Genomic DNA, 18,731 nt, shown 5'->3' with positions numbered 1-18,731 from the left:
TCAGAACGGCAAAATCATCCCAGCTAACCCAAGGATGCCATGATCTCGCGATAGGCGGCCTCGGGGAACGCTTTCAGCGTACGCGTGCGCACATTGCCGCCCATCCCAAGCTCCAAAGCGAAACGGGCGATAACAGCATCGTCGGGCGCCTCGCAGACAGAGACCATGTCATACTCACCCATGGTCAGGAAAAAATGCTTGAACGAACCGCCCATCTCTCCCAGCAGCTTCTTGGCTGCGTCCAGGCGCCGCGGCGACTCCTTTACGCTTCGCACACCCTGGTCGGTCCAATTGAGCAGAACGATATAAGTGGTCATCTCACACCTCCTCGGCTGCGTCTCGCGTCTATTGAACGCACGCGCAGTTGCGGTTTGATCCACACGTAGGCCCCTTGAAAATCCACCCTGATTTTCGGGGTTACGCGCCGCCGCCCCGGTGTTTCGATGTCCCCTCCCGCAGATGCAGTCCCCTTGCGAAAATCATAGGCTTTTAAGCTCGCAGCGACAATAAACCTAATCCCCATTCATTCGGGTGACGAAGTGATGCGATCGCCGACGGGGGATCACCTATCTGGTGTCTCGGCCTCAGTTTCCTGCGCTGTCGCAAACGATGCCCAGGTATCTGCTGCAACGACGGCTGCCGGCAGCGGCGTGCCGCGTTTGCGCTCGCGCGCGAGCGTCAGCAGGCCGGAAAAGATGATGAGGAGGATACCGAGCGCCATCGGCAGGTCGATTTCATCGTTGAACAGCAGATAACCGAAGCCGATCGCCCAAATCATCTGGCTATATTGCGGCGGCGCGACGAGATTGGCCGGCGCCAGTTGCGCGGCAGTCATCAGCAAAACGGTGCCGACAGCGCCGAGAAGACCGTAGCTTGCAAGGAATATCCATTGCCAGGCTGTTGGCCACACCATTTCGGGCAGCATCAAAAAGCCGCTGACAATCAGCGAGCCGAACAGTGCTGCGCCATAAAGCGAGACACGCTTCTCCTTCGGCCCGAGCGCACGATTGGTGACGATCGAGACTGCCCCGCTCAACCCGCCGATCGCCGCGCAGAGATGACCGATCGAAAGCTCGCGAAATCCCGGCCGCAGCACGATAAGGACACCGGCGAACCCGAGGATCACCGCCGTCCAACGCTGCCAGCGCACATCCTCCTTGAGAAAGACGACGGACAGGATGGTGACGAAGGACGGCAGCAGGAACAACAGCGCGAAAGCCTCCGCCATCGGCAGCTTGGTAAAAGCCACAATCGAAACTATGGCGCTGGTAGCGCCAGAGGCAAACCGCAACATCCACAACGGCCGGTTCGTCGTCTTGACGATATCCAGCCACCCATCCCCACGCGCCCTTAGAAATGGGATCGCGGCAAATCCGAACAGCGAACCGATGAAGGCCAATTCGTAGGAGGGCAGCGTCCCGTTCAAAACCTTAATCGAGGCGTCACTGAAGGCGAAGACGGCATAGGATGCGAATGCTACGAGGACACCACGAAGCGTGGAATGGCCGGTGGCCATCGAATTGGAATCGGCTGTGATCGATGTCATTGGAACTGTGCAATGCGAAGGGAGGGGATTCTATCAGACGTTATCAGCCGCAAACATATGATGAAACGGGCCGAATTTCGATCAGGCGGGGAAATAAACTATTGTTTCAAGCTGACGAGACCGGTGTTGTTCGTCAATTGCCAGCAGGGCCGATCCTCTCCAACTGGTTTGCGGAAACGTGACCTCTAACCAAGTAGGAGAAGGCAACCACTTTCAAGGCGGCTTCGTCAACGTTACATTTAAATGCCACCCTCAGCCAACCTTTCGGCGTGAGCACACCAGCTCCGTCGCCGACGAGGTCAACGTCCGACAGCATGGCCGGCGTAACCAGCGAGTTATAAAAACCTCGGGCTTTTAGGTCGTACCCGAACTGCAGCTTTTCCTCGCTATTGCAAAGCCGCTGCACTCGTGTACGCCGCGGCAATTTTTTCCAGGCATCCAGTTCGTCCTTGGACAAACGCGCCAGCTCCGTACCGGAGTAGAAGCGCTTGGCCTCGATGAATTTGCCCTGCTGGCCGCCGGGCTTTTGCTCAGTCTGCGACGGATCGGTATTCGATGCCTCCTGTGGGCCATCCGCTGATGCCTGTTGCTGCGGCCGAGATTGAGGCTCGGGAACGAAGGCGGTTCCGGCCGTCGGGTCACTAGGGCCGCCGGATGTTGATTGATCCTGTGATTGCTGCCGTGGCGCTGCGCCGCCCGTTGTCGGAACGACGACATCCGGCGCGAGCTTTTGATCAGCCGCAGCCTGCTGTCGCGCGTTCGGATCCACCTGCCCTTGCGCAGCTTTCGCATGCCCCTTTGCGAGGTCGGACGCGGTTCCGGGCTTTTGGTCCGCCTGCGCGCCTGCGGCATCGGCCGAAGGCTTGTCCGGTTCGGCAATTTGGGTGTCGGACGGCTGGTCCGTCGCCAGCTCTTCAAGTGTCGGGGTAGACGCCAGATCGCGGGCGTTCGGATCGGTTGCCGATGCGGCAGCAGTCTCGGCTGCCTTTGCTTGGGCATTGGCCTGTGCCGCCTGTGCCGCCTGCGCGGGTTGCGCGGCCTCGGCTTGTTGCTGCAATTGCATATCGGCGTCGGCTGCGGGCGGCGTTGCGTCTTTTTGCTGCGGCGCGGCGGCTTCTGGGGCAGCCTGTTCGGCGGGCGTCGGCTGTGTCGGATCATCGGCCGGCGGCTTTGTGCTGGCCTGGTCCATCTGCGCGTCCGGCCTTGGCTGATCCGCCGCCGTCTGCTGGGTCTCAGTATCAGGGTTGGTAGCGGGCGGCGCCTGATTTTGCTGTTGTGCGTCCGCAGGCGTTGGCGCCTGAGGCTTGGCTTGATCATCGGCCGCTTTTGGCGACAGCGCATCGCCCGGCTGCGGCTTTTCCTCAGCTTGCTCGGTGGGCGGCGTCGGCTGATCGGCCTTTACATCCGCGGGCTTATCGGCCTGCGCCGGTTCCTGCGATTTCCCGTTCTGGTCCTGCGCATTGGGATCGGGAGCCTTCTCGGTCTTCGTCTTGCTCTCGTCGCTCAGCTTCTCGGCAGTCTGCTCGCCTTCCGTCTTGTCGGTGGACGCGGCCTTCTGCTCCGTCTCAGGCTGCTTCTGGTCGGGCTTGGGCGTCGGGGTCGGCACGCGGCCGGATCGCTCGACCGGCTTTACGGCATTCTTTGCCTGCTCCTGGGGCTGCTGCACCATCTCGACGTTGATGCTCTCTTCCGGCTGCGGTAACGGCACGGCGACCACCGGCAAGAAGAAAAGCGCGGCGAAAAACAGGATGTGCAGCAGGATGGAAGGGATTAGTCCCCATCCACGCTTCTCCGGTTCTCGCTGTTCGGCGACGCGCTCCATCGCTCAGCGGCCGCACGGCTGACGACGAAGGGCAGACGGAGAAGCGGTCAACAGTTTCATCAAAACCTTACCGAACAAACGACACCCGATGATGCCTAGACCCCGACATATGGTGTTAAAGATTAAGGCCGGAAAGAGGCAGTCGGGAAATTGTAGACTGTCACTCCAAACCACAGCTTCGCGATGGCCGGAAAACAAACCTGCGTGATCTTGCCATCCATACCAGTGCATCGGAAGATATCCAAGAACGGCCGCGCGAGTTCTGAGCGAAATTGCACCCAGTGCTCCAGCAGGAGAGCGCAATATCCTGGCGGCGAAAGAGCGGTCAAGCGCGTGGCGCTTTAAGAGGTGGCCTATGAGCTGATCGTTGCAAGCATATCCGGATAAAATAAAACCCGGCTCGCTTCCACGAACCGGGTTCTGATTTCGCAACAATAAAAATCGCTCAGCTATCGAGGAACGAACGCAGCTTTCTGGAGCGGCTCGGATGCTTGAGCTTGCGCAGCGCCTTGGCCTCGATCTGGCGGATACGTTCGCGGGTAACCGAGAACTGCTGGCCGACTTCTTCGAGCGTGTGGTCGGTGTTCATGCCGATGCCGAAGCGCATGCGCAGCACGCGTTCTTCACGCGGCGTCAGCGAAGCCAGCACGCGGGTCGTCGTTTCGCGCAGGTTCGCCTGGATCGCCGCATCGATCGGCAACAGTGCGTTCTTGTCCTCGATGAAATCGCCGAGATGCGAATCCTCTTCGTCACCCACCGGGGTTTCGAGCGAGATCGGCTCCTTGGCGATCTTCAGCACCTTGCGCACTTTTTCGAGCGGCATGGCGAGCTTTTCAGCCAGTTCTTCCGGCGTCGGCTCGCGGCCGATTTCGTGCAGCATCTGGCGCGAGGTGCGAACGATCTTGTTGATCGTTTCGATCATATGCACCGGAATGCGGATCGTGCGTGCCTGGTCGGCAATCGATCGGGTGATCGCCTGCCGGATCCACCAGGTGGCGTAGGTGGAGAACTTGTAGCCGCGGCGATATTCGAACTTGTCGACCGCCTTCATCAGACCGATGTTGCCTTCCTGGATGAGATCGAGGAACTGCAAGCCGCGGTTCGTGTATTTCTTGGCGATGGAGATGACGAGGCGCAGGTTCGCTTCGACCATTTCCTTCTTGGCGATGCGCGCTTCGCGTTCGCCCTTCTGCACCATATGCACGATGCGACGGAATTCCGAGATCGAAATACCGGTTTCGGTCGCAAGGTTCTGGATTTCCTGGCGGATGTCGCGGATCGTGGTGTTTTCGCTCTTGGCGAATTCCTTCCAGCCACGAGCGGCCAGATTGCCGATCGACTTCATCCAGTTCGGATCGAGCTCGGCACCCTGATACTGCTCAAGGAACGAATCGCGCTTGACGCCATAGGATTCGGCAAGACGCAGCAGGCGGCCCTCGTTCTGCACGAGACGCTTGTTGATGTCATAGAGCTGCTCGACGAGAGCGTCGATGCGGTTCTGGTTCAGCGACAGCGACTTGACCGACTTGACCAGCTCGTCCTTCAGCTCCTTGTAGCGGCGCTCCTGCGCCGACGACAGCGTGCCGGAAGCCGACAGGCGCTGCTCGACCTGCTGGTCCTGCAGCTTGCGCAGCTTCTTATAGGTCTCGGCGATCGTGTCGAGCGTCAGCATGACCTGCGGACGAAGCTCGGCTTCCATGGCGGCGAGCGAGAGGCTGGATTCGTCCTCGTCCTCTTCCTCCTCCTCGATCGGCAGGCCTTCGCCGCCGACATCGGTGATATCGTCATCGCCGGAGGGACGGCCACGGCGGGCCTTTTCCTTCTCTTCAGCGGCCTTGCGGTCGGCCTCGATCTTTTCAGGGCTCTGGAACTGCGGCGCAGCCTTGGCTTCAGGACCGGAATAGGTGGTCTCGAGGTCGATGATCTCGCGCAGCAGCGTCGTGCCTTCGTTGAGTTCGTCGCGCCAGATGATGAGCGCCTGGAACGTCAACGGGCTCTCACAGAGGCCGCCGATCATGGTTTCGCGGCCGGCCTCGATACGCTTGGCGATCGCAATTTCGCCTTCGCGCGACAGCAGCTCGACCGAGCCCATCTCGCGCAGATACATGCGCACCGGATCGTCGGTGCGATCTGTCGGCTCTTTCTTCTTGGTGGTTGCCAGCGCCGAGCCGCCCGAAGGCGCGAGTTCGCCGCCTTCACCATCCTCGTCGCCGCTGGAATCGTCGTCGTCACCGCCACCGGCTGCCGCGCCCGCCTCTTCGACATCCTCGTCTTCAATGACGTTGATGCCCATATCGGAGAGCATAGCCATCGTATCTTCGATCTGTTCGGACGTCACTTCTTCGGACGGCAGAACGGCGTTGAGCTCGTCCATCGTCACGTAGCCGCGTTTCTTCGCGGCCTTGATCATCTTCTTGACCGCGTCGTCGGAAAGATCGAGAAGCGGGCCATCGGAGGCGCCGTCGCGTTCGACTTCAGCTTCTTCGTTCTCTTTGACCTTGGTTGCCATCTCTATATCGTCGCTTTCCCTGACGCTTAAAACTTACACGCGGTGAATGGCCGCGTTGGCCCGGCGCGCCTCACGCCAGCCCCGAATCACCGACAAACACCTAACGGAATGACCTTTAACGCCCAATTAACCACGATCACCGGCACCGGACAGCAAAGCTGGATTGCGTTTGGATTTCCGGCCATGGTATTATGTGATCCGCCTGATCCAGTTCACCGTTTTTCCGAGGACAAACGGTGATTCCTACAATTTTTGCTCCCGTCAAGCTTTTCCAGCAAAAAAGCCCCTTAAAAACGTGAAAAAGCCTTTTCCACAGGCTCAAGCACGCCACAAACAATTGCTTCCGGTATTTAGGAAGTCCCTGCGCGATGACAAGAGCGTGTTTTTGAAACCGCCTGAATTTCCGCAGTTTGGCTGGCGGTGGTGATGCGATCAGGCCGCAATTCGGCTCAAATCCAGTCCATCACCACCTTGCCGGAGTTGCCTGTGCGCATTGCTTCGAACCCTTCGCGGAAATCATCGATGCCGATGCGGTGAGTAATGACCGGCGAGACGTCGAGTCCCCCCTGAACGAAGGCGATCATCTTGTACCAGGTCTCGAACATTTCGCGCCCGTAGATGCCCTTCAGGTTCAGCATCTTGAAGATCACCTTGTTCCAATCGATCTCGAAGCCCGCCGGCGCGATGCCGAGAATGGCGATCTTCCCGCCATTGTTCATCTTGTCGATCATGTCGCGGAAAGCGGGGGCGGCGCCTGACATTTCCAGACCGACATCGAAACCTTCGGTCATGCCGATAGACTTCATGACATCGGCAAGATTTTCTTTCGAGGCGTCGACGACATACTCGATGCCGAGCTTGCGGGCGAGTGCCAGGCGATTGGGATTGATATCGGTGATGACCACCTTGCGTGCGCCGGAACGCTTGGCCACCATGGCGCCCATGATGCCGATCGGTCCGGCGCCCGTGACCAGCACGTCCTCACCCACCAGATCGAAGGAAAGCGCGGTATGCACGGCGTTGCCGAAGGGGTCGAAGATCGCCGCCACTTCGTCCGGAATATCGTCGGGGATCTGCACGACGTTGGATTCCGGAATGCAGACGAATTCGCCGAAGGAACCGGGACGATTGACCCCGACGCCCAGCGTATTGCGGCAGAGATGTCCCCTGCCAGCGCGGCAGTTACGGCACTTGCCGCAAACGATATGTCCCTCGCCGGAGACACGCTCGCCGACACGATATTTGGTGACCGCCGAGCCGATCTCGGCAATCTCGCCGCAGAATTCGTGGCCGACCACCATCGGCACCGGGATGGTTCTTTGCGCCCATTGGTCCCAATTCCAAATATGCACATCCGTGCCGCAGATTGCCGACTTCTTGACCCGGATCAGCACATCGTTCGGCCCAACTTCTGGAACCGGCACGTTCTCCATCCAGAGCCCGACTTCAGGCTTCGATTTGACCAGCGCCTTCATCATGTTCGACATGATCAGTCGTCTCCATCCAATTCAAATGATTCCGAGTTCACGCCCTGCTTCTGCGAAAGCGGCGATCGCACGCTCGACATCGGCGCGCGAGTGAGCCGCCGACATCTGCGTTCGGATGCGCGCCTGTCCTTTCGGTACGACGGGGAAGGAGAAGCCGATGACATAGACGCCCTTTTTCAGCATCAGCGCCGCCATCTCCTGGGCGAGCTTGGCATCGCCGAGCATGACGGGGATGATCGGATGATCGGCGCCCGCCAAAGTGAAACCGAGCTTAGTCATTTCGCTGCGGAAGAACTCCGCATTACCACAGAGCCGATCACGAAGATCATCGCCATTTTCGATCAAATCGAAGACTTTCAGCGAGGCGGCCGCGATGACCGGGGCCAGCGTATTGGAGAAGAGATAGGGGCGCGAGCGCTGCCGTAGCCAGTCGACAATCTCGGCTTTCGCGCAGGTATAGCCACCGGATGCACCGCCGAGCGCCTTGCCGAGCGTACCGGTGATGATGTCCACCCTGCCCTCGACACCGCAGTATTCGGGCGAACCTCGGCCATGATCGCCGACGAAACCGACGGCATGGCTATCATCGACCATGACCATCGCGCCATATTTTTCGGCGAGATCGCAGACGCCCTCGAGATTGGCGATAATGCCATCCATGGAGAAAACGCCATCGGTCGCGATCAACTTGAAGCGGCTCCCGTCGGCCTTCTTCAGCTCCTCCTCCAGGGCCGCCATATCGTTATTGGCGTATCGGAACCGCTTCGCCTTGGAGAGTCGCACGCCATCGATGATCGAGGCGTGGTTCAGCGCGTCGGAGATAATCGCATCCTCTTCCGACAACAACGTCTCGAAAAGCCCGCCATTGGCGTCGAAGCAGGATGAGTAGAGAATGGTATCCTCCATGCCGAGGAAAGCCGAAATTCGCGCCTCGAGCTGCTTGTGCTCTTCCTGCGTACCGCAGATGAACCGCACCGAGGCCATGCCGTAGCCGTAGCGGTCGAGTGCCTTTTTCGCCGCTTCGGCCAGTTCCTCGTTATCGGCGAGACCGAGATAGTTGTTGGCGCAGAAATTCAGCACCCGCTCGCCGCCAGCCACGGCGATTTCGCCTGCCTGCTTGGAAGTGATGACCCGCTCCGATTTATAGAGGCCCGCATCCTTCAGACCGGCGATTTCGGATCGAAGGTGGGAGATGAAGGCAGAAGTCATGATGAACGCGCTTTCCGATGGTCTCTGTCTCAGTTACGGCGAAGAATTATCACATCGACTGGTGTCTTGTCGCGAATGCAGACGATAGGCTATGTCGGTCTTGAGATATTTTGCGGGACGGCGCAATGTCGCAAATGCTCAATCAAACGCCCGGATGACCTTCAGGAACGCATCGCCGTAACGTTCCAGCTTCGCCTGCCCGACCCCCGAAATGCCGAGGAGCGCGTCGCGGCTCGTCGGCCGCTCAGCGGCAAACGCGATGAGCGTCGTATCCGGGAAGACGACATAGGGCGGCACGCCGAGCGCCTTGGCGATCTTCGTCCGTTCCGCTCGCAATGCCTCGAACAATGGCTGGGCCTCGCCCGACAGGCTTGACTGCCGCTTGTCGATCCGTGCCGACTTCTTGGCGCGCCGACCAGTCTCTGGCCTGTCCTTGCGGAAGAAAACCTGACACTCGCGTTTGAAAACCGCGCGCGCCTCCGGCTCCAGTTTCATTGCGCCGAAAGCGGTATGATCGATACTGACGAAACCGCTCGCCAGCAGTTGACGGAAAACCGACTGCCAAGTGCGCACAGGAATGTCCTTGCCGGCCCCGAAGACCGGCATTTTCGCATGGCCGAAGCGCTCGGTCTTCTCATTGGCCGTCCCCACTAGCACATCGATAACGTGGCCCGTGCCGAAACGCTCGCCGGTGCGATAGACCGCGGCGAGCGCCTTGATCGCCGCTTCCGTCCCATCCCATGTCTCGACCGGCTTCAGGCAAGTGTCGCAATTGCCGCAACCGCCGCCATGCCCCTCGCCGAAATGCGCCAGGATCGCCTGTCGGCGGCATCCGGCCGTCTCACAGATCGCGAGCAATGCATTGAGCTTCGCACGCTCGACACGCTTGATCTCTTCCGCCGCATTGCCCTCGTCGATCATCCGCCGCCGCTGGATGACGTCGGCCATACCATAGGCCATCCAGACTTCCGATGGCAAACCGTCGCGTCCCGCCCGTCCCGTCTCTTGATAATAGGCCTCGACGGACCCGGGCAGATCCAGATGGGCGACATAGCGGACATTCGGTTTGTCGATGCCCATGCCGAAGGCAACCGTCGCCACAAGGCAAAGATCTTCTTCCTTCAAGAAGGCATCTTGATTGGCGTCGCGCAGCGACCGATCCATGCCGGCATGATAGGCAAGCGCGCGAATGCCCTGCCCGTTCAACCATTCCGCGGTATCCTCGACCTTGGCCCGCGACAGGCAATAGACGATACCGCTATCGCCACGATGACGATCGAGGAAACGCAGTAATTGTTGCCGCGGCTGATCGCGCTCAACGATCTCATAGGTGATGTTTGGCCGATCGAAGCTGGTGGTGAAAACCTTGGCGTTATCGAGAGCCAGCCGCTCGATAATATCGTCGCGCGTGTGCGGATCGGCCGTCGCCGTCAACGCGATGCGCGGCACGTCGGGAAAGAGGTCCGCGAGCTTGCCGAGCTCGCGGTATTCCGGCCGGAAATCATGTCCCCATTGCGAGACGCAATGTGCCTCGTCGATCGCAAATAAGGCAATCTTCGCCCTGGCGATCATCTGCTGAAAGCCCTCCGTCAGGATGCGCTCGGGGGTGACGTAAAGCAGATCGAGGGTGCCGCTCGAGATGGCGCGATAGACGTCACTTGCCTCTTCCCGCGACAATGACGAATTCAGCGCCGCCGCGCGGATGCCGAGTTGCTTCATCGCCTCGACCTGGTCGCGCATCAGGGCAATCAGCGGAGAGACAACTATACCCACTCCATCGCGGCACAGTGCCGGTATCTGGAAACAGAGTGATTTACCGGCACCGGTCGGAAACAGCACAACCGCGTCGCCGCCCGAAACAACATGGTCGACCACCTGCTGCTGCTTGCCGCGAAAGGCGGAATAGCCGTAGACGCGCTTGAGAATATCGAGCGGCGCGGCGCGGAAATTTTGCCCGCCAAACAGTGCATCGTCTGCGGAAAACCGGGGGTCCTGGCGATCTGGCTGTGGCATCTAATCCCTATTTCCCCGCGGCCCCTTTGATGCGGCCGGACAACACGCCAAAACCGTCGATGATCGCTTCCTGGTTCTCCAGGCGCAAAGCTTCGAGCTGCACTTCCTGCAAAGCGCGCATCAACTGCTCGATGAGATCCCCGTCACCCTCTTCCGTTGCCTCCGCGATCGCGCTTTCGAGCTCAATCTTGTGCCAACGCAAAGCCTTCGAGCGTTTGTGAAGTGCAAGTGCCTGGCGATAACCTTCGCGTGCATCCTCCGTGGCCGCCTCCTCGGTCGCCGTCCAAAGCCGGGCATTGCGCACCTGCTGGTCGAGGCTCTTCAGCAACGGGGCGAAACCCTTTTCCTCCAACTGCTCGAGCAGCCGTTCGCGGGTAAGCTGCGGACCGGCTGTAGCCGCTGCCGCGCCGAGCACGGCGGACCATAGACGCTGCAATTGGCGGCTCTCATAATCGATCGCGGCGATCTCATCATATTCGTCCTGCAACAGCAGCGGGTGATTGACGATGGTCACCGCCAGCACACTCTCGCGCAGGCCCGGAATGTCCTGATGGCCCTTGATCATGCCTGAACGCGTCAGGCGATCCGACGCCGTTATATGAGCGACCTGCTGCCGATCCCTGCCCTGCCCGCCACGGCCGCCGAAATTGCGGCCATTGCCATCGCGGGAAAAACCGCGTCCCTGCTGATTGCCGCCGCGCTGGAACTGCGGCTGGAACAACCCGTGCAACCGGTCGCGCATGTCCTGTTGATAATGTCGGCGGACGTTCTCATCGGCGATAACCGAAACGATCTGCTTCAGCCGCGCCTCAAGCTCTGCGCGTGCTTCCGGCGTATCGAAGGTGCCGCCGCCCGCTTCGCGGGTCCATATCATTTCCGCCAGTGGCTTTGCCTGCGCCATCACTTTCTCGAAAGGCGCGCGACCGTCGTGGCGCACCAGATCGTCCGGGTCTTTGCCATCCGGCAAAAGCGCAAAACGGACCGTGCGGCCGGGTTTGATGTGCGGCAGCGCCAGATCGGCGGCACGATTGGCGGCGCGAATGCCGGCGCCATCGCCATCAAAGCAGAGTACCGGTTGCGGGGTCATCTTCCACAACAGTTCGAGCTGGTTTTCCGTCAGTGCCGTGCCGAGCGGCGCGACAGCGTTTTCGACGCCAGCCTGATAGAGCGCGATGACGTCCATATAGCCTTCGACGGCAATGATCGTGCCGGCGCCGTCATTGCCCTGGGCGGCACGTCTCGCGCGCGAGAAATTATAGAGCACATTGCCCTTGTGAAAGAGCTCGGTCTCATTGGAATTCAGATATTTGGCCGGTGCATCCGGCGACATTGCCCGGCCGCCGAACGCAATCACCTTTTCGCGCGACGACAGAATAGGAAACATGATGCGGTCGCGGAAACGGTCATAGGAGACCGGTACATTCTCGTGCACAACCAGGCCACAAGCTTCCATCTGCTCCTTCAGCACGCCCTTGCCGGCCAAAAATTCCTTCAGCGCATTGCGGCTATCCGGCGAATAGCCAAGGCGGAACGTCTCGATGGTTCGGCCAGTCAGACCGCGATCGCGCAGATAAGCGCGCGCCCTTGCCCCGTTTGCCGTCTGGAGCTGATCCTGAAAGAACTGCGTCGCCATCTCCATGACGTCGAGAAGCGACGTGCGTTCCTTTTCGCGCTTGGCTTCCATTGGATCGGCGACCGGCATGGGAACGCCCGCCATGTCGGCGATCTGCTGCACCGCTTCGGGAAAGCTGAGCCCCTCGAGGTCGGTCAGGAAACGGAAATGATCGCCCGTCACGCCGCAGCCGAAGCAATGATAGCGGCCCTTGCGGTCTTCGCAGTGAAAGCTCGGCGATTTTTCGCCATGGAATGGGCAGCAAGCCCAGTAATCGCCGCGCGGCACATTCGTCTTGCGCCGATCCCAGGTCACACGTCGACCGATCACGTCCGAAATGGGAACGCGGTCGCGAATCTCATCGAGAAACGTATTGGAAAATCGCATGATTACCTCTGGCCTGCCCCCATATAATCAGGAACGGAGCGCATTGCCACGAGAACCAACCACTACCTCCCGCTATTCACAGCCCCTCCGATGGGATGGGCGAATTCAACTTTTCCGATCACAACTCCGTGAAAACCTCAGAAAAATTCATGTTCGAGCATCTGCTGGAAGGCAATTTTGGCATCGTCTCACAAACAATCCGATCGACTTTCTGCAGCCTGTAAGTGCACAAGGAGAGCCCGCGACAACAGCTTTGTCGCGCAAGAAAAACACATCAAAAACAAAGAATTACTGACTATCAGAGAGGATGGGCAAGGACGTGGGATGATGCCCGCGGCAACCGCTGGCGAAGGTCGATTGGCGCGCCATTTCGCCCATTGGTGGCGCATTTGCGGCGCGGTTGGTAAGCCAAACATTATTTTTTTGTAATTTGATTGTTCGTGTGCACCGCAATAGCGTTCTTCTCACGGGACGAGACAAGCCGGCGAACAAAATGCTTCGCGACGCGACATGCCTAGACGTCCCCCCGGACGGAAAGCCAAAGGTACAGGTTTTCAGTTTAGGAGAATTCAAATATGCGCGTTCTGCTCGTACCCTTTGCTGCCGCTGCCCTCTTCGCCACAGCTACCTATAGCTCGGCTACGACGACAGACAGCGTAGCCCCGGCGGTCACGACAAACGTGCTTCATACCGGTGCCGGCGATCAATTGCCGGTTGATGCGAAAGTTCACGCGCTCAGGGCCGGCATCCAGGTTCAGGTATCCTGGTCTCAGACGCAAGACGCGCCTCAGCAAATCAGGATCATCAGGTAAAGTTCACCCCATACTCAGGTGAGGCACCATCCCTACCCCCGGCGCCGCCTCACCTGAGTGCCTTTGCGATAGACGTTTGATTTTTGGGCCCCACCCTGCGTCATCAAACGGCTGCAAAGCGCAAGAAGGCAGGAGCTTCCCCAGCTCCTGCCTTCTCTATTTTTGCCGTTGGCGGCAGCTCGCAAATTCGATCGACATCGCGCCATCACAGCAACAGCAAATTCATTGACAATCACCTTCGCCGTGCCAATGAGTTCCGCAATTTCATCGGGAAACCCCTGCATGTCGTTGACCGCAAACGAACTCGCATCTGATCTTAACTTCTTCACAACTGTTCTTAGCTGCTCGCGCCAGATGGTTGCTGGCTACGCTGAAAATCCGCGCATGAGTTCGATTTTCGCGTCGCAGCAACGCTGGCTGATGGCACAGGCGGGCTTTGCGCTGTTTTACGGCGGAGCCGACGGAGGGCAACCGGGCATCCATGCCGGCCGCTTTGCCGACTACGTCCTCAGCCATGAGATCGCCAGCCACAATACGGCGATCAGCTTCATCCACGAAATGCTGGCCTATCGCTACCTGCGCTATCTAGCCGATGCGCCCAACAGGCGCGTGAGGCCGATGGAGCCGACCGAAACGGCGGTCGAAAACTTCGCCAACTGGCTCCATATACACTTGGCGCTACTCGACAGCCTCGATGGCGGCATGCGGGCCATGACCTTCCTCGAACGGCCGCAGATCGTTGCGGCACTGCAGCCGGCGATCGCGACAAGGATCATCGCCAGCGACAAAGTCCGTCATCCCGGCGAAACCTTCGATCTTTTCACCTGGGCAAATTCCGGCGGCGTGATGATGGACTACCTGATCTCCCGTATCGAAACGTTCGATCCGATGACGGCGAGAACCGCCATTGGCCCGATTTCGTTCACGGAGATCTGCGACCGATTCCTTATCTCCAGAACGCATGTGAAGCGCCTGATGAGCAAGGCGTCAGCTATGGGGAGCGTCGGCTGGATGGGCACGCCGGGAAAGAGCGCCTTCTGGCTGTCGCGTGGCTTTATTCAGGAATATTGGGATTATCAGGCCGAAAAATTCGCCATCATCGCCGCGGTCTTTGAAGAGACATTCGGCGCTCAGCCGGAGCCGGCGCCGATGGAAGGGCAGAAACTTACTTCAAAAGCTCTTTGAGGATCGCCGAAGCCTTGGCGAAATCCATCTGCCCGGCATAGCGCTCGCGCAGCGCGGCGACGCATTTGCCCATGTCCTTCAAGCCCTGCGCACCAAGCTCGGCCACGACGGCGACGCAGATTTCGCGCACCTTCTCGTCGGAAAGCTGCTCGGGCATGAAGCCTTGGATGACAACGATTTCCTCGCGCTCCTTGTCGGCCAGTTCCGGACGGCCGCCATCCATATAGATCTTCACGGACTCTTCGCGCTGCTTGACCATCTTGGCCAGCAACTGGAGGATCTCGTCGTCGCTTGCCTGTTCCTTGCCGAGACCACGATTGGCGATGTCCTTGTCCTTGATCGCGGAAAGGACGAGGCGCACAGTCGAGAGCCTTGCCGTATCCTTGGCCCTCATGGCATCCTTCTGGGCGTTGGAAAGCGTTTCGCGGATCATATCTTTAACTCCCTAAGCAGGCCGGGCGACGATCACCTGGCCTCTCATTTCACGTTGCCAGTCTCATAGACCATGAGCGGCGATCATTGCAATTGCGTTGGATCGACCGAAAGCCGGCGAATTCCTTGACAGGAAACGATGAGCGCGCATTGACCGGCGCGCCTTGTTTGGTTATGTCCAGCACCTGCACATTAGATCGATATTAAGGTCTCGAGCCGCGACTGAGGTCGCCGGCCGCAAATCTGCGACAAACATGGCGGAAGCCCCCGGTCTTTTCAAGGCCGCGCACGACGCCGGAAACGGGATGATAATGACCGCGACAGCCCCATGGACAATTGAAAAGCCGAGTGCCCTTCTCGTTCTTTCCGACGGCACCGTGATCGAAGGCAAGGGCATCGGCGCGACCGGCAAGGTCCAGGCCGAAGTTTGCTTCAACACGGCGCTGACGGGTTACGAGGAGATCCTGACCGACCCCTCCTATCTCGGCCAGATCGTCACTTTCACCTTCCCCCACATCGGCAATGTCGGCACCAACGACGAAGATATCGAAGATCTGACACCGGCCGCCCGCCACGGCGCCGTCGGCGTCATCTTCAAGGCCGACATCACCGATCCATCGAACTACCGCGCCGCAAAGCATCTCGACCAGTGGCTGAAGGCTCGCGGCATTATTGGCATGTGTGGCATCGATACCCGCGCATTGACCGCCTGGATCCGCGAAAACGGCATGCCAAACGGCGTCATCGCCCATGATCCCAACGGTGTGTTCGATATCGACCAGCTGAAGGCGGACGCAAAGGCTTGGAGTGGCTTGGAAGGTCTCGACCTTGCCAAGGTCGCCACCTCCGGCCAGTCGTCGCAATGGTCGCAGACGCCCTGGATCTGGAACGAAGGCTATGGCGAACTCAACGCCGACGATGCCAAGTATCACGTCGTCTGCCTCGATTATGGCGTGAAACGCAATATCCTGCGGCTCTTCTCCGGCCTCGACTGCAAGGTCACCGTATTGCCGGCCACCGCATCCACCGAAGACGTGCTGGCGCTGAAGCCGGATGGCATCTTCCTGTCAAACGGCCCGGGCGATCCGGCAGCGACCGGCGAATATGCAGTGCCGGTCATCAAGGATCTACTGAAGACGGACATCCCATTGTTCGGCATTTGCCTCGGTCACCAGATGCTCGGTCTCGCACTTGGCGCCAAGACGGCGAAGATGCATCAGGGCCACCACGGCGCCAACCACCCAGTCAAGGACCACACGACGGGCAAAGTCGAGATCGTATCGATGAACCACGGCTTCGCAGTCGACTCGAATACTCTGCCGGAAGGCGTTGAAGAGACTCACATTTCTCTCTTTGACGGAAGCAATTGCGGCCTGCGCGTTTCCGGCAAGCCGGTTTTCTCCGTGCAGCATCACCCGGAAGCCTCTCCCGGCCCGCAGGACAGCCACTACCTCTTCCGCCGCTTCGTCAATCTGGTGCGGCAGAAGAAGGGCGAAGCGGCAATGGCCGAGCGCGCCTGAGCAAGCCGACTGCCTGAACTCATAAAGAAGCCTCGGATTGGCAACCAATCCGAGGCTTCTTTTATGCGTCGACTTGGGAGGAATAAGTCTTCACATCGGCTCACGCCTGCAGGCGACGCTGCTTCACGACTTCCAATTCGCTCGTCATGATCTCCTGCAGGAACTCGAAATCGGACTCCCCAAAGGCGACAAGTCCGGATCTCAGTCTGTAGCCCCAGTTCTTGTCCTGGGTAAATTCCAGCCAGCCCAGCAATGGGCGGAGCGGCTGTTCGGGCGCATCGAGCCAATCGACATCGCGCCGATAGGCTTTTGCGCAATCCATCTGCACCGGATATGGCTCGCCGTCACGGACATAGCCAATGGCCGTGAAGCTCTGGAAGCCGTCCTTGTCCCCCATCGTCAGCGACGGAGAATAGTAGACGATGCCGTCACCCGGCTTCACTCGCCTCAGCGGCCCGGGCTTGCCGTGGCAAACCTGCATGAAGCCCCGTGCCCTGCCATGGCGAACATGCTCAGCGCAGGCAACTGCCAGCCAGTAGGATTTCCGCGCCGGTTCGGGACGCCGGCCGGACGCGTTGGCGTGAGGGAAGAGGCGAACCATCCTGCCCTGATCAATGGAATCTTCCCGCGGGAAAAGCGCGGCATCAATATGATCGCTTGCTTTCAATGTCATGGTCATCTCCCGTCTTTGGTATGAGACGACTATAGACGAACTTGCTGTCAATTTTTGTCAGCAGTCTCGATCGAGGATCGATTCCACTGTCAGTCGGGGATCTTCTGCGAACGCACCAGAATGTAGAACCGCGTGCAGAGCATCGCCGCCGCCGAGGCCAGACCAAGCAGGAAGCCGAACCAGATGCCGATGCCGCCGAAACCGAGCGGGAATGCCAGCAGCCAGGCGAGGAAGAAGCCGATCGGCCAATAGGCGATCAGCGCCAGGATCATCGGCACGCGCGCATCCTTCAGGCCACGCAACAGACCGCTTGCGATCGATTGCAGGCCATCGACGAGCTGGAACAGGCCAGCCACGACAATCAGCGGCGCGGCATAGGCAAGCACCCGCGGCGCATCGGCCGACTTGACGTCAAGAAACCAGCTTCCGAGCCAGGCCGGCGCTGTCGCGAACAGGATGCTGCCACACAGCGAGATGAGGCTCGAAACGATGATCACGACGATCGCCGCACGCGTCAGCCCCGCGTGGTCTCCCTGCCCGTGAGCAACCCCGACCCGAACTGTTGCAGCCTGGCTGAGGCCAAGCGGGATCATGAAGGCGATCGACGCCCATTGCAGCGCGATGCCATGGGCGGCGAGCTCGATCGTGCCGATCTGCCCCATCAGCAGCGACGCGGCCGTAAACAGGCTGACTTCAGCCAGAACCGTGACGCTGATCGGAAAACCAAGGCGAACGACTTCCCACAACGCATGCCAATCCGGCCGCCAAAGGCGGACGAAGATTTCGTAGCGGCGTGTCTCTTTGCGGCTCTGCACGTAGGCGACGATGAACAGGAAGCCCGCTGTCTGCACTGCGACCGACACCATGGCTGCGCCATGCAGCCCGAGCGCCGGCATGCCGAAATGGCCGAGTACCAGGCAATAGGCAAGCACCGCGTTCATCACCAGCATGGTGATGGTGACACAAAGGATGACACCAGCCCGGCCGATGGCGCTGACCAAGGCGCGGATAACGTTATAGAGCAAGCCCGGCAGCACGGCGAAATGGCCGATGGCGATATAATCGCTGGCAAGCTTCGCTACGTCGGGCTTCTGCCCCGCAGCCAACAGGATCTGCTCGGAATAGAGAAAGGCCGGCTGCGCAATCAGCCAATAGACGGTGACCGCCCAGAGACCCATACGCAATGCCCGTCGAACCGACGTGACATCGCCTTGACCATAGGCCTGCGCCACCAGCGGCACGACGGCGATGGCAAAGCCGGAACCGAAGAGTAGAATCGTAAAAAGGAACTGGCCCGCAAGAACCATGGCGGCCAATTGCTCGGCGCCGAGACGGCCGACGATCATCACATCCGTGGTGTTGATGCCAAGCTGCGCCAGTTGCGCCCCGATCAGCGGGATGCCGAGCGCCAGGGTGGCGCGAAGATGCGCAGACCACGAATTATTGTTGTCGTGCGCGAACGGGCGCGCAGCCACTGGCATATCCATCTCTAAAACTCGATTTTAAGACAGCGCAAATCGCCCT

At 59.5% G+C, this 18,731-nt stretch carries 15 protein-coding genes; 4 read left to right on the top strand and 11 right to left on the bottom strand.

The genetic code is table 11. From position 1 onward, the window contains the following. Positions 1–23 precede the first annotated feature (23 nt). The 4 genes from PY650_RS05730 to rpoD form a co-directional block, all read right to left on the bottom strand. Complete coding sequence (locus PY650_RS05730; RefSeq protein ID WP_285878074.1) at positions 24–317, bottom strand: GYD domain-containing protein; 294 nt, start codon at positions 315–317, stop codon at positions 24–26. A 245-nt stretch (positions 318–562) separates the two neighbouring features. Beyond that, positions 563–1,546: a DMT family transporter gene (locus PY650_RS05725; RefSeq protein ID WP_285878073.1), complete on the bottom strand. Its 984-nt coding sequence runs from the start codon at positions 1,544–1,546 to the stop codon at positions 563–565. Positions 1,547–1,679: 133 nt separating this feature from the next. After that, a complete protein-coding gene (locus tag PY650_RS05720) occupies positions 1,680–3,368 on the bottom strand; it encodes a DUF930 domain-containing protein (RefSeq protein ID WP_285878072.1) in 1,689 nt (562 codons plus the stop codon). Between the two features lie 445 nt (positions 3,369–3,813). After that, positions 3,814–5,877 carry an RNA polymerase sigma factor RpoD gene (gene rpoD / locus PY650_RS05715; protein WP_285866173.1) on the bottom strand — a complete coding sequence of 688 codons (2,064 nt, stop codon included), beginning with the start codon at positions 5,875–5,877 and terminating at the stop codon, positions 3,814–3,816. A gap of 163 nt (positions 5,878–6,040) precedes the next feature. Between rpoD and PY650_RS05710 the strand changes: the two genes are divergently transcribed. Next, entirely contained in the window at positions 6,041–6,304 is a 264-nt protein-coding gene (locus PY650_RS05710; RefSeq protein WP_285878071.1) for a hypothetical protein, read from the top strand. A 22-nt stretch (positions 6,305–6,326) separates the two neighbouring features. Here the strand turns inward: PY650_RS05710 and tdh are convergent, their stop codons facing one another. The 4 genes from tdh to dnaG form a co-directional block, all read right to left on the bottom strand. Beyond that, entirely contained in the window at positions 6,327–7,364 is a 1,038-nt protein-coding gene (tdh, locus tag PY650_RS05705) for an L-threonine 3-dehydrogenase (protein ID WP_285878070.1), read from the bottom strand. 21 nt (positions 7,365–7,385) lie between these two features. Next, complete coding sequence (locus PY650_RS05700) at positions 7,386–8,573, bottom strand: glycine C-acetyltransferase (protein ID WP_285878069.1); 1,188 nt, start codon at positions 8,571–8,573, stop codon at positions 7,386–7,388. A 138-nt stretch (positions 8,574–8,711) separates the two neighbouring features. Continuing rightward, a complete protein-coding gene (gene recQ, locus PY650_RS05695) occupies positions 8,712–10,586 on the bottom strand; it encodes a DNA helicase RecQ (protein WP_285878068.1) in 1,875 nt (624 codons plus the stop codon). Positions 10,587–10,593: 7 nt separating this feature from the next. Further along, positions 10,594–12,585, bottom strand: coding sequence for a DNA primase (gene dnaG / locus PY650_RS05690; RefSeq protein WP_285878067.1), 1,992 nt, complete (start codon positions 12,583–12,585; stop codon positions 10,594–10,596). 575 nt (positions 12,586–13,160) lie between these two features. On the opposite strand from dnaG, the gene PY650_RS05685 reads away from it, so the two are divergent. Both PY650_RS05685 and PY650_RS05680 read left to right on the top strand, forming a co-directional pair. Beyond that, complete coding sequence (locus PY650_RS05685) at positions 13,161–13,397, top strand: hypothetical protein (protein ID WP_285878066.1); 237 nt, start codon at positions 13,161–13,163, stop codon at positions 13,395–13,397. A gap of 282 nt (positions 13,398–13,679) precedes the next feature. Further along, complete coding sequence (locus tag PY650_RS05680) at positions 13,680–14,582, top strand: hypothetical protein (RefSeq protein ID WP_285878065.1); 903 nt, start codon at positions 13,680–13,682, stop codon at positions 14,580–14,582. Here the strand turns inward: PY650_RS05680 and PY650_RS05675 are convergent. Then, positions 14,563–15,015, bottom strand: coding sequence for a GatB/YqeY domain-containing protein (locus PY650_RS05675; RefSeq protein ID WP_285878064.1), 453 nt, complete (start codon positions 15,013–15,015; stop codon positions 14,563–14,565). The two genes, PY650_RS05680 and PY650_RS05675, sit on opposite strands and share 20 nt — an antisense overlap. Positions 15,016–15,325: 310 nt before the next feature. On the opposite strand from PY650_RS05675, the gene carA reads away from it, so the two are divergent. Then, positions 15,326–16,534 (top strand): glutamine-hydrolyzing carbamoyl-phosphate synthase small subunit, encoded by a 1,209-nt coding sequence (gene carA, locus PY650_RS05670; RefSeq protein WP_285878063.1) that lies wholly within the window; start codon positions 15,326–15,328, stop codon positions 16,532–16,534. A gap of 100 nt (positions 16,535–16,634) precedes the next feature. Here carA and PY650_RS05665 read toward each other — a convergent pair whose 3' ends face one another. After that, positions 16,635–17,207, bottom strand: a complete 573-nt coding sequence (locus tag PY650_RS05665; protein WP_285878062.1) for an EVE domain-containing protein — start codon at positions 17,205–17,207, stop codon at positions 16,635–16,637. 89 nt (positions 17,208–17,296) lie between these two features. Then, on the bottom strand, positions 17,297–18,694 hold the full coding sequence (locus PY650_RS05660) for an MATE family efflux transporter (RefSeq protein ID WP_285878061.1): 1,398 nt from the start codon (positions 18,692–18,694) through the stop codon (positions 17,297–17,299). Between the last annotated feature and the right edge of the window lie 37 nt (positions 18,695–18,731).

The sequence above is a fragment of the Martinezella calliandrae genome, assembly GCF_030272695.1.
GTDB lineage: Bacteria > Pseudomonadota > Alphaproteobacteria > Rhizobiales > Rhizobiaceae > Rhizobium > Rhizobium calliandrae.
This window is presented reverse-complemented; position numbering and strand designations above follow the sequence as displayed.